Here is a 12868-nt window from a genome sequence, read left to right on the forward strand (position 1 = left end):
GACCTCTGGCAGCACATCGTTGCCGATTTCTCCAACATCACCAGCCCTTCTGCGCTGTCGGCCTTCGGGCAGGTGGTGCTGATCGACGTGATGCTCGCCGCCGACAACGCCATCGTCGTGGGCGCGCTGGCAGCGGGGCTGCCCGCAGCGATGCGCCGCAAGGTCATCCTGATCGGCGTCATCGCCGCGCTGGTCCTGCGCGTCGCCTTCGCGCTGGTGGTCAGCCAGCTGATGCAGATCGTCGGCCTCGTCTTTGCAGGCGGGCTGCTGCTGGTGTGGGTGGCGTGGAAGATGTGGCGCGAACTGCGCGAAGACCACACCGACGAACACCCGGACTCCACCATCGCCCGGGCTGCCCCGCGCAGCTTCGCCGGCGCCGCCTGGGCCGTGGCCGTCGCCGACGTCAGCATGAGCATCGACAACGTGCTGGCCGTGGCCGGCGCCGCGCGCGACCATCCGGGCATCCTTGCCGTCGGCCTGATCCTGTCGGTGGCGCTGATGGGCGTTGCCGCCAATGTACTGGCCCGCGTGATCGAACGCTATCGCTGGCTTGCCTACGTCGGCCTGCTGGTGATCCTGTGGGTGGCGGGCAAGATGATCTGGGAAGGCCTCGTCGATCCCTCGCGCGGGATCATGGCGCTGTTCTGACCGAAAATCCCGTTTCGGCACGGAACGGCTCCGTTACATAGTGCACAATCCGCTGCAGCCCGGTTGCCCCGGGCTGCGGCAATCGGCATGTGCAAACGATGATCATGCCCGGATTCCCTGCGACTGGAAGTCTTGCGTGCAACTGACACGCTTCACCGACTATTCCATCCGCGTCCTGCTCCATGTCGGCGCGCGCGATCCGGGCGATCTGTCCTCCATCGCGGAGATCGCGCAGGCATACGACATATCGCGCAATCACCTGATGAAGGTGGTGCAGGACCTGGGCCAGGGCGGTTTTCTGGAGACGGTGCGCGGCCGGAAGGGTGGCCTGCGCCTTGGACGGGCGGCGGACCAGATCACGATCGGCCAGATCGTGCGCCATACCGAAACCAGCCTGAACGTGGTGGACTGCACCGCCTGCATCGTTGCCCCGGCCTGCATCCTGCCGCGCGCCTTTCAGGAGGCGACCCGCGCGTTCCTGACCGTGCTGGATGGCTACACCCTGGCCGACTCGCTGGTGCGCCGGGACGAATTGCGCCGCATCTTCGGCAACTTCGCGCCTCCCGCTCTGACCGAAGCGGCTGCCTGAGCAGCCCACCGAATCATTGACTTCCCGCTACGCACCGGCCCAATCGGCGCGATGCGACGCATGGGACTTCATGCCCTCAAGGGCCTGGCCATCCGCCAGCGCCAGCGGCTGCGGTCGAGCGAAATGGCGTTCATCGTGCTTGCGCTGGTGGCGGGGTTGGTAGCGGGCTGGCTGACCAACCTGCAGGGCTTCCTTGCGCACGGCCTGCAACAGCTGTTCTACGGCATCGGCAACAACCGGCTGAGTGCATTGGGCGAAATCCGCAACCACTGGCGCCTGCTGGCCCTGCCCTTCGGCGGCCTGCTGATGGTGGGCATGGCCTATCTGCTGCGCGGTCGCCGCCGCGCGCCGATCGACGTGGTGGAAGCGAACGCGCTGCACAGCGGGCGCATCCCCTTCGTCGATAATCTGGTGATCTCGGTCCAGACCATACTGTCCAACGGCGCGGGCGCTTCCGTCGGGCTGGAGGCGGCTTATGCGCAGATGGGCGGCGGGGTCGCCTCGATCGTGGGCCAGTGGTTCAAGCTGCGCCGCTCCGACATGCGCACGCTTGTCGGCGCGGGTGCGGGCGCGGCGGTGGGCGCGGCATTCGGAGCACCGCTGGCAGGCGCGTTCTATGCTTTCGAGATCGTCATCGGCACATATACCCCCGCTGCCATCGCCCCGGTGGTGGCTGCCGCGCTGGGCGCCGCCTTCGTCACCCGCGCGCTGGGGGTGGAGCCCTATCTCATCGCCTCCGCCGCCGACCGCGTGCTGACCACCGGCGACTATTTCATCTACACCCTGCTCGGCCTCGCTTCGGCACTGGTCGGGATCGCGATGATGCGCCTCGTCACGTTCGCCGAGCAGCAGACCAGCCGCGTCGGCGGGCGGATTGCGCGCTGGAAGCCGGTGATCGGCGGCTTCCTGCTGATGCCGCTGGCGATGGCAACACCGCAGACGCTGTCCGCCGGGCACGGGGCGATGCACCTCAACATCGCGATGCAGCCTGCCATGCAGTTCCTTGTGATGGTGCTGGTGCTGAAAGTGCTGGCATCGGCCATCTCGATCGCGTTCGGGTTTCGCGGCGGGCTGTTCTTCGCCTCGCTGTTCATCGGCTCGCTGGTGGGGCTGATCTTCGCGGGCCTGGCATCGATGGCGGGCATCGCGCTCGACATCAACGATGCCGCGCTGGTGGGGATGAGCGCGGTTGCCGTGTCGGTCGTCGGCGGGCCGATGACGCTGGCCATGCTGATCCTTGAGACGACGCACGACTTCGCGCTGATGGGTGTGGTGCTCACCGCCTCGCTGGTATCCAGCGCCCTGACGCGCGAGACGTTCGGCTATTCGTTCTCGACCTGGCGCCTCCACGTGCGCGGCTCGATCATCCGGTCCCCGCGTGACATCGGCTGGATGCTGGCGCTGACCGCAGGCCGGATCATGCGCAAGGACTGGGTGAGTGCGCCCGCAAACCTCACCGTGGCGGAGTTCCGCGCGCGGGTGCCGCTGGGTTCGGCCAGCAAGGCGATCCTGCTGGATACGGAGGGGCACTATGCCGGGATCGTCTCCACCGCCGCCGCCTACAACCCCGAGTTGCAAACCGATGGCGAAGTGGGCGCGCTGGCGACGCTGCAGGCCAATACGCTGTCTCCGGTAACGGACATCCGCGCTATGCTGAAGGCATTCGACATGGCGGTGGCGGACGAACTGGCAGTGGTGGACGGCGTCGGCACCGTGGTGGGCGTGGTGTCCGAGCGTCACGCCCGGCGCCGCTACTTCGAGGAGATCGAGGCGTCGCAGCGCGAACTGTTCGGCGAAAGCTAAATCGGGGCAGAACGCCGCGCGCAACCGATCACCATCATCGGCAAACCCGGCTTTGCAAATATTGCCCGCAGGCGCTAAAGGCCGCCCCTTGCTTGCGCCGTTCGGAGGACTTCACGGCGCTTGGAAAAGTCCGCGCAATTCCGTGGCGGGCATCAGGAGTACGAATAGTGGCTACCAACTGGACACCGGAGAGCTGGAAGACGCATGAGGCGCGCCACCTCCCGGTCTATGGCGATCAGGCGAAACTCAGCGAGGTCGAGGCCACGCTTGCGAAGTTTCCGCCGCTCGTCTTTGCCGGTGAAGCCCGTGCCCTGAAGGCCGACCTTGCCGAAGTGTCTGCCGGTCGCGGTTTCCTGCTCCAGGGCGGTGACTGCGCCGAAAGCTTTGCCGAATTCAGCGCCGACAACATCCGCGACAGCTTCCGTGTGCTGCTGCAGATGGCGGTCGTGCTGACGTTCGCCAGCAAGCAGCCGGTGGTGAAGCTGGGCCGCATGGCGGGCCAATTCGCCAAGCCGCGCTCGGCCCCGACGGAAATGGTCGGCGGTGTCGAGATGCCCAGCTACTTCGGCGACATCATCAACGGCATCGAAGGCAATGCGGACGCACGCCGCAACGATCCGGAACGCATGCTGCGCGCCTATACGCAGTCGTCTTCGACGCTGAACCTGCTGCGTGCCTTCGCGCATGGCGGCTATGCCAACCTGCGTCAGGTCCACCAGTGGACGCTGGATCATATCGGCCGCAGCCCCTGGGGCGAAAAGTTCGCGCAGATGGCCGATCGCATCGGTGAAGCGCTGGACTTCATGGCCGCCTGCGGAGTCGATCCCACCAGCGTTCCGCAGCTTCAGGGCACCGACTTCTACACCAGCCACGAAGCGCTGCTGCTGCCTTACGAACAGGCGCTGACCCGCCGCGATTCGCTGACCGGTGACTGGTACGACTGTTCGGCCCATATGCTGTGGATCGGCGACCGCACCCGGTTCGAAGGCTCGGCTCACGTCGAATACCTGCGCGGCGTCGGCAACCCGATCGGCATGAAGTGCGGCCCCAGCCTTGAGCCGGACGCGCTGCTGCGCATGCTCGACGTGCTGAACCCGGGCCGCGAGGCCGGGCGCATCACGCTGATCAGCCGCTACGGCCACGACAAGGTCGAAGCCGGGCTGCCCAAGCTGGTGCGCGCGGTGAAGCGCGAAGGCCATCCGGTGGTGTGGTCGTGCGACCCGATGCACGGCAACGTCATCAAGTCCGAAAGCGGCTACAAGACGCGGCCCTTCGACCGCATCCTGTCCGAAGTGCGCGGCTTCTTCGCGGTCCACCGCGCCGAAGGCACCCACGCGGGCGGCATCCACATCGAGATGACCGGGCAGGACGTGACCGAATGCACCGGCGGCGCCATCGCCATCACCGACGAGGCGCTGAAGGACCGCTACCACACCCACTGCGACCCGCGCCTCAACGGTGCGCAGTCGATCGAGCTGGCGTTCGAGATGGCGGACCTGCTGAACCTGGAAGCGACCCAGGGTCAGAAGCAGGCAGCCTGACGTAAAGAAAAGTCACGCAGGGGTATATCGCCCCTGCGTCCCTTGAACTTCGGCCATCAGCCACCACGCCATTCCCTAACCCATGTTGGCGTTTTCGCCATGCAGCCTAATCGGTGTTGGTCCGTTTAGGCTGCATGGAGACGACGACCCGCCGCCAGCAAACGCCCGTCTCCGCCCCTCCGGCGGCTCCTCTGGCAGATCGTCTCCGCTCCATCCGGGCGCTGACGCGCGCGCTTGTCGCGCCGCTGTCAGACGCCGACGCCACGATCCAGTCGATGGCCGATGCGTCGCCTGCCAAGTGGCATCTGGCCCATACCACATGGTTCTTCGAAACCTTCATCCTGCGCGATCACCTGCCGGAATACCGGCTGTTCGATGCGGAATGGCCGTTCCTGTTCAATTCCTATTACGAAGCCGAAGGGCCGCGCCATGCCCGCCCGATGCGCGGGATGCTGTCGCGCCCGTCGCTGGACGACGTGCTGGCGTACCGCGCCCATGTCGATGCGCATCTGGAGCGTCTGCCTGATCGCCCCGAGCTTGCCGCGCTGATCGAACTGGGCCTCAACCACGAGCAGCAGCATCAGGAACTGCTGCTTACCGATATCAAACACGCCCTCTCGCTGAACCCGCTGGCCCCTGCCTATGCGTCGCTTTCGCCGTTTTCGATCGAGCCGACAGGCGCAATGGACTGGGAGTGCCACGAAGGCGGGCGGCACCGCATCGGCCATGATGGCACCGGCTTCGCCTTCGACAACGAAGGCCCTGCGCACGATGTGCTGATCGAACCGTTCGCGCTGGCCCGGCGCCTTGTCACCAATCGCGAATGGGCGGAATTCATCGCTGACGGTGGCTATCGCAATCCGGCGCTGTGGCTGTCTGACGGGTGGGCCTGGATCAATGCCGAAGCGATCCGCGCGCCGCTCTACTGGCAGGACAACGCCGCGTTTACGCTGGCGGGCCTGCAACCGCTGCAACCCGACGCGCCGGTGGCCCACGTCTCGTTCTACGAAGCGGACGCGTTCGCCACGTGGGCCGGGCACCGCCTGCCGACCGAGTTCGAATGGGAAGCCGCCGCCGCCGCGCACGATTCCGCTGGCGGCACCCAGCTGGACGAAGCCGTGGGCGTCCATCCCGCCGGATCGCCCAGCCTGTTCGGCGACTGCTGGCAATGGACCCGCTCGGCCTACCTCCCCTACCCGCGCTTCCGACCGGCAGCGGGCGCGGTGGGCGAATACAACGGCAAGTTCATGTCCGGCCAGTGCATCCTGAAAGGCGCCAGCTGCGCCACGCCGCGCGGCCATTCGCGGGCGACGTACCGCAACTTCTTCCCCCCCGAGAAGCGCTGGCAGTTCACCGGCGTCCGCCTGGCAAAGGATATCTGACACCATGGCCACCGCCGTCCGCGACCTGATCGACGTTTCCCGCGATACCCTGCGCGCGCAGTTCCGCCGCGACGTGCTCACCGGCCTGTCGCAGGAGCGCAAGGCGATCCCCGCCCGCTGGTTCTACGATCACCGCGGCAGCGAACTTTTCGAGGAAATCACCCGCCTCCCCGAATACTATCCCACCCGCACCGAGACCGGCATCCTGATGGCCCACGCCACGCGCATCGGCCGGGTCGTAGGCGCGCGCCATCACGTCGTGGTGGAGTTCGGGGCGGGCAGCGCCACCAAGACCCCGCTGCTGCTCGACGCGATCTGGCCCGCTGCCTACGTGCCGATCGACATATCGGGCGCGTTCCTGTCCGAATCCTGCGAAGCGCTGGCCGCCCGCTATCCCGACCTGCCGATCCACCCGGTGGAGGCGGATTTCAGCCAGCCCGCCATCCTGCCGGAAGAAGTGGGCGCTTATCCGCGCATTGGCTTCTTCCCCGGCTCCACCATCGGCAACATGGAACCGCTGGCCGCCACCGACCTGCTGCGCTCCATGCGGCAGACGCTGGGCGCGGGCAGCCTGCTGCTGATCGGCTTCGACCGCATCAAGGACGAGGCGACACTCGTTGCCGCCTACGACGACGCGCAAGGGGTGACGGCAGCGTTCAACCTGAACCTTGCCGCGCGCATCAACGCCGAACTTGGCGGCACCATCCCGCTTGATGCGCTGGAACATCGGGCCATCTGGAACGACGAACGCGCCCGGATTGAGATGCACATCATGGCCACCCGCGCGATCGCCTTCGAAGTCTGCGGTCGCCGCTTCACCATGGCCGAGGGCGAGACTATCCACACCGAGAACAGCCACAAGTACGATCCCCGCAGCGCCGACACCCTGCTGCTGGCAGGAGGCTGGGAACCGATGCAGGGCTTCGGCGACGCCGACGACAAGTTCATGGTGATCCTTGCCCGTGCGATGGGGGATGAGCAGACGGCATGATCCGCCATCGCACCCGTCGTCCGGGACGACGGATGTAACAGCATCACCTCATCGCTTGACGCACTCGCCCCATCGCGGCACCAATGCGTTCATGACAAAGCGTTTCCGCCTCCATCGCTACGCCGCCGTCGTAGCGGCAGTCGCCCTTGCATCGTCGCTGTCGGCGCAGGATGCTCCCCTCACCGACACCATGCTGAACGAGCAAGTGAAGTCCTACGACTGGGTGCGCCCCCAGGCGGATTACGTTCGCCGGACGGTGATGGTCCCCATGCGCGACGGGACGAAGCTGTTCACCGTCATCGTCCATCGCAAGGGCGTGAAGGATGCGCCGATCATCCTCAGCCGCACGCCGTACAACGCGGACAAGTCCACCAGCCGTAACCGCAGCCAGAAGATCGAGGAAATCCTGCCAGTCGCCGACGCCGAGTTCGTCAACGACGGCTATATCCGCGTCTATCAGGACGTGCGCGGACTTGACGGGTCCGAGGGTGATTACGTGATGAACCGCCCCCTGCGCGGTCCGCTGAACAAGACGAAAGTCGATCACGCCACCGACGCCTACGACACCATCGACTGGCTGGTGAAGAACGTGAAGGAAAGCAACGGCAAGGTCGGCATTACCGGCTCTTCGTACCTCGGCTTCACGTCGCTGATGGCGCTGATCGATCCGCATCCCGCGCTGAAGGCCGCCGTGCCGCAAAGCCCGATGGTGGACGGCTGGATGGGCGACGACTGGTTCCACAACGGCGCCTTCCGCATGTTCGGCTTCGACTACGATCTGGGTCAGACAGTCAAGAAGGGCGGCGGCGTTGTCCCGCGCGGTGGTGGCGACGATTACACCGCCTACCTCGAAGGCGGCTCTGCCATGGATTATGCCCGCGCCTATGGCCTGCTGGACCTGCCAGTGGTGCGCAAGGTGCTGGAACATCCCAGCTACGACGCATGGTGGCAGGGACAGGCGGTGGACAAGCTGCTGGGCGCCCGCAAGCTGACGGTGCCGACGATGCTGGTCGTCGGCCAGTGGGACCAGGAGGACAGCTATGGCGCGCCCGCCGTCTATCAGGCGCTCAAGGCAAACGGCACGCCCGATAACATGGTCAGCCTTGTCATCGGACCGTGGCGGCACAGCCAGGTCAACTACGAAGCGCGCGAGCTTGGCCCGCTGAAGTGGGAAGGCGACACCGGCCTGCAGTTCCGCACGCGCTACATGAAGCCGTTCTTCGACTGCCACCTCAAGACCAATGCCCCGGCGTGCAACACCCCGCCGGTGCTGACTTACGCGACCGGCGATAACCGCTGGGAAGTGTCGCAGGCGTGGCCGGCGGGCAGCTATACCCCGCTGTACCTCGGCGCGAACTCCACCCTGTCGTGGACCAAGGGCGCGGCGGGAAGCGACAGCTACGTCTCCGATCCGGCCAAGCCTGTGCCGATGCTGCCGCGCCCCGTCACCATGAAGGGCGACGAATGGCGCACCTGGCTGGTCCACGATCAGCGCTTCGTGGATGGCCGCACCGACGTGCTGAGCTATTCGACCGGCGTGCTCGACAAGCCCGTCCACATCAAGGGCGCGCCCAGGGTGGACCTGCGCGCGGCGACTTCGGGGCCGGACAGCGACTATGTGGTCAAGCTGATCGACGTCTATCCGCAGGAATACTCCGCCGATCCGAAGATGGCGGGCTATCAGCTGGGCATCGGCATCGAAATCTTCCGCGGCCGCTACGTCGGCGGTTTCGACAAGCCGCAGGCGCTGGAACCGGGCAAGGTCTACGACTTCAAATGGGCGCTGCCCAACGTCGATCACGTCTTCCTGCCGGGCCACAAGATCATGGTGCAGGTCCAGTCCAGCCTGTTCCCGCTCTACGACCGCAACCCGCAAAGCTGGGTGCCCTCGATCATGGCAGCCAAGCCTTCGGACTACGTCAAGGCGACCGAAACCGTGCACTTCGGCGGCGATCAGGCCAGCGCGGTGTGGCTGCCGATGGCTAAGGATTGACGATGCGTGGTCCCTTGGGAGCGCATACCCGCGCACCCAAGGGACGCCGCCTCACTTGGTAAGCGAGGCCGAAGTCAGAACGCCTTGTGCAGTTGCAGCAGGTGCGGCTGCCGGGACGGCAGCGGGCACCTGAATGACTTGAGGCTGCACTGCCTGAAATGCCAGATCCTCGTCCAGGAAGCCCTTGACCGGCGAGCCGCTCGCGATGAAAGCGCTGGTGCCTGTGGTCAGAAACCCGGCGATCGGAACAAAAGCGATGGCAGCAACCACGCCGCCCGTGCCTGTGACACCCTTGTCGTCGAAGGTGCCCGAGAGACGCACGTTTCGCCCGTTGAGATTGAGCGAGACGACACGGGCGCCGATGTAGCCGGACTTGCCCCACATTCCTTTGTTGCGCACCTCGGTTACTTCACCCACCGCCGGTGTGCCCGAAGGGATCACGACAACGCCGTTCTGCGTGATGTTCTCTGCAACTTCCATCTGGAAACGCTGACCCACACGCAGCTTCTTCTTCTTGGTTGTCAGTTCCTCACGCATGATGAGCGCAACGGAAAGGCCGGCTCTCAAAATGTCCGGCTGGGCTGATGGCACCACGGCAGCAATCGGCATAGCAACGCCCGCCTGCCCCTGCAGGGTTGCGACCGGTGCCGTCTTGGTCTGCGCAACAACAGGATGCGCGATCAGCGCCGCACAAGGCAGCGCCAAGCTATAGATGGTCTTCATGGTAGTCCCCCGTCTGCAACGCATGATTCGCGTGCATGTCCGGCGTACTCGGGAACGGGAAAGGCCAGAACAACCCTCCAGCGCACCTTACAGAATTTTAATAAGGTGCTCGGGCTAAGGCAAAGCACAGGATCAGCCTGATGCTTTGCCTTAACCGCGCCTCTTCAATTCTGTTTGTTTATTAGTCGGCGGTAGATACTGCGCCCCTACTTCGCCGCCACCTTTGCTTCGCCCCCAGCTTTCGCCACGTCCTTCCCCTCAGGCATGACTTCAAGCCGCCAGGAATGGTCGCGGCCGAGATAGCGGGCGGCCAGCGCCTGCATCGCCTGCGGCGTGGTGACGGTATAGTCGCCCAGCACAGAGCGGACGGTGCCGATGCGGGTGGGGTCGGTGGTGGCGCCTTCAAGCTGGCTCATGAAGAACGAAGTGCTCGACGCCGCGCGGGTCACCTGCTGGCGCAGCGGTTCGGTGACGAGCGCCAGTTCGTCAGCCGTGGGCGGGTTGGCGATCAGATCCTGCGCGATTTCGTCGGCGGTCTGGAAGAACACCGGCACCGACTTGGGATCGACCTGTGCAACCGCCGTGATCGACCCGCCTGCCGCCAGATCCACCGGCCATTGCGAATAGACGTAAGGCGCATAGGACACGCCCAGCTTTTCGCGCACCGCGTTCATCAGGCGGTTGGTGAACAGCTGCGTTAGGATTTCGAGCTGGCGCGATTCGCGGATGCCCATGGCGCCCCCGCCCGTAGGCCACGAGACGACTGCCGCCGCCTGATCCGGGTCGCCGTGGTGGATCAGCTTGATCGGCGAATCGGACGGCTTTGGCACGTCGATCTTCGCCTGCGCGGCGCTGACCGGGGCGGGCTGGCGTGACTTCAGGGCGCCGAACGTCTTCTCCAGCGCGGCGATCGCGGCGGTCTTGTCGAAATCGCCGAAGATCTGGACTTCGACCGGCCCTTCCTTCAGCGCCTTGCTCCACACCCGCTTGAAGCCTTCGGGAGTGGTCCCCTCGATCTGTTCCGGCGTGGGGGTGGCGAAGCGGGGATCCTGCCCGCGCTGGTAGAACTGCAGGTCGCGGTTCATCACACCCTGCGGCGAAGTGGAGAACGTGGCGTACTGGATCTTTGCCGCCGCCTTCGCGCGGGTGAAGGGCGCGACGTCCCACTTGGGCAGGTCCAGCTTGGCCGCGAACAGGTATAGCTGATCGGCCAGATCCTGCGGGCGGGTTTCCGCCGACAGCTGGAACGATGCGTCCTGCACTTCGAAATCGAAGCCCATCTTCCGCCCGGTGGAGATGCGATCGAGATCGTCCTGGCCCAGCGTGGCGAGACCCGATCCGACCAGCGCATAGTTGCCCAGCGAGATGTAGGCCGCGTCCTTCGGGTCGATGGAGCGATAACCGCCGCCGAAGCGCGCCTTGACCATGACCCGGCCCGGTTCCTCAACCACCGGCCACAGCATCACCTTGACGCCGTTGGCGAAGGTCAGCTGCTCGATCTCCAGCAGGCCGGTCGGCGCATCGGCGACGGCCTTCTTCGGGGCGCCGATCGCGGGCAGGTTGGCAAACGAGACCGGCTTGAGCACGGCACGGGCGCTGGCGTCCGGCTTGACCGGCTCTGCGAGGGCAAGCTGCAGCTGGCGGTCGGTGGCGGCGCCCTCCTTCTGCACGGTGAACAGCGCGCGGGTGACATTGCCGGTGAACAGCTTGCGCGTGTGCTCCAGAACGGCGGCGGGGGTGAACAGCGCCTTCGACTTGCGGAAGATGTCCAGCACGTCCTGCGGCGCGGCCACCGTTTCGCGGATATCCAGCGCGTTGACGAGGTCGTCGGCGATCTTGCTGCCGGGCAGGATGCGCTGCTGTTCGACGGGCACCTGGAAGGCGACTTCCATTTCCGCTGCCTCGCGGTCGATCTCGGCCTGCGTCGGTGCGCGGGTCTGGGCATCGGCGATCACCGCGCGCACGTCGCGCAGGGCGCCCTGCCAGTCGTCGCCCAGCGGCGTCACCGACACGAAGGTGGCATCGGCGGAACGCGCTACGTCGTCCTGGTTGACCGAAGCGGACAGGAAGCTGCCCCCCGCCCGCGCCTTGGATTCCAGGCGGCGGTTGATGATCGCCTGCGCCAGCGCGTCCGTCATCAGACCCTGATTGTAGGCGATGTTGTCAGTCACCTGCCGCCACGGACGCAGCACCGCGTACATCAGCGAAGGCGGCAGGTCCGGCTCCACCAGTATGCGCGTTTCGCCGACCGGGTTCTTCGGGTCGGCACCCGGAGGCGCTGCCGGGTCGCCGAAGCTGGGCGCGACGGCCTTGGGGCCGGTGGCCTTCCAGTCGGAGAACCACTTCTTGACGTAGCTTTCCAGCATCGCCGGATCGACGTCACCCGCCACGACCACCGCCACGTTGTCCGGGCGGTACCAGCGCGAATAGAACGCGCGCACGCTTTGCGGCGTGGCAGCCGTCAGCGATTCGACAGTGCCGATCGGTTCGCGGTTCGCCAGCGGCTGCCCGGCGTAGAGCACCTTCTGCATGGCGTCCTGCACCCGCTTGGAAGCGCCGCCCCGCTCGCGCATTTCCGACAGCACGATGGGCAGATCCTGCCTGAGGTTGGAGGCGGACAGCGTGGGCGCGGTGACCATGCCGCTCATCAGCTTGAACGTCTCGTCCAGCGAGGTCGGCGTGGCGTTGGGCAGGTCCAGCTTGAACACCGTCTGCGTGGTGGAGGTGACCGCGTTGGTATCGCTGCCGAACGTCGCGCCAAGGCGCTGGAAGGCGGCGATGGCGGTCCCTTCCGGGATATACTTCGACTGGCGGAACAGCATGTGTTCGAGCAGGTGCGCATAGCCGCGCTCGGAATCGGTCTCGTACAGCGAACCGGCATCGACGCGGATGCGGATGGAGACCTGGCCCGGCGGCACGCCGTTCTTGCGCACCGCATACTTCACGCCGTTGGACAGTTCGCCGAAGAACCATTCGGGATCGCGGGGAATGTCGCTGCCGCGATAGAGCCACGGATCCGCCTGGCCGATGGCGGGCGCTGCTGCCGGAGCTACTGGCTGAGCGGGCGCAGATTGGGCATGCGCCTCCTGTACCAGAAGGAGCGGAATGGGAGCCTGGGCAAGAAGGAGCAGGCAGGCGAGCGAGCGGGCGGCGCGCGGGGGGGTCGTCATTGCGCAAGGTATAGGGGCGGCTCTGCTT

General features: G+C 65.9%; 9 protein-coding genes. 7 read left to right on the forward strand and 2 right to left on the reverse strand.

The window, feature by feature from the left end:
• The 7 genes from GGR40_RS21365 to GGR40_RS21395 all read left to right on the forward strand — a co-directional run.
• Positions 1-648 (forward strand): YjbE family putative metal transport protein (locus GGR40_RS21365; RefSeq protein WP_429278283.1); only part of this gene is annotated, 648 nt, incomplete at its 5' end.
• 136 nt (positions 649-784) lie between these two features.
• Positions 785-1237 (forward strand): Rrf2 family transcriptional regulator, encoded by a 453-nt coding sequence (locus GGR40_RS21370; RefSeq protein WP_429278284.1) that lies wholly within the window; start codon positions 785-787, stop codon positions 1235-1237.
• 51 nt (positions 1238-1288) lie between these two features.
• Complete coding sequence (locus GGR40_RS21375; protein ID WP_429278285.1) at positions 1289-3040, forward strand: chloride channel protein; 1752 nt, start codon at positions 1289-1291, stop codon at positions 3038-3040.
• A gap of 167 nt (positions 3041-3207) precedes the next feature.
• Complete coding sequence (locus tag GGR40_RS21380; RefSeq protein WP_429278286.1) at positions 3208-4581, forward strand: class II 3-deoxy-7-phosphoheptulonate synthase; 1374 nt, start codon at positions 3208-3210, stop codon at positions 4579-4581.
• Positions 4582-4715: 134 nt separating this feature from the next.
• On the forward strand, positions 4716-5963 hold the full coding sequence (egtB, locus tag GGR40_RS21385) for an ergothioneine biosynthesis protein EgtB (RefSeq protein ID WP_429278287.1): 1248 nt from the start codon (positions 4716-4718) through the stop codon (positions 5961-5963).
• A gap of 4 nt (positions 5964-5967) precedes the next feature.
• Positions 5968-6954 (forward strand): L-histidine N(alpha)-methyltransferase, encoded by a 987-nt coding sequence (egtD, locus tag GGR40_RS21390; protein ID WP_429278288.1) that lies wholly within the window; start codon positions 5968-5970, stop codon positions 6952-6954.
• Between the two features lie 91 nt (positions 6955-7045).
• Complete coding sequence (locus tag GGR40_RS21395; protein ID WP_429278289.1) at positions 7046-8947, forward strand: CocE/NonD family hydrolase; 1902 nt, start codon at positions 7046-7048, stop codon at positions 8945-8947.
• A gap of 51 nt (positions 8948-8998) precedes the next feature.
• On the opposite strand, the gene GGR40_RS21400 is transcribed toward GGR40_RS21395, so the two are convergent.
• Positions 8999-9670 carry a hypothetical protein gene (locus GGR40_RS21400; RefSeq protein WP_429278290.1) on the reverse strand — a complete coding sequence of 224 codons (672 nt, stop codon included), beginning with the start codon at positions 9668-9670 and terminating at the stop codon, positions 8999-9001.
• 206 nt (positions 9671-9876) lie between these two features.
• On the reverse strand, positions 9877-12840 hold the full coding sequence (locus GGR40_RS21405; protein WP_429278291.1) for a M16 family metallopeptidase: 2964 nt from the start codon (positions 12838-12840) through the stop codon (positions 9877-9879).
• Between the last annotated feature and the right edge of the window lie 28 nt (positions 12841-12868).

Origin of the sequence: Novosphingobium gossypii (assembly GCF_050433305.1) — a bacterium.
GTDB lineage: Bacteria > Pseudomonadota > Alphaproteobacteria > Sphingomonadales > Sphingomonadaceae > Novosphingobium > Novosphingobium gossypii.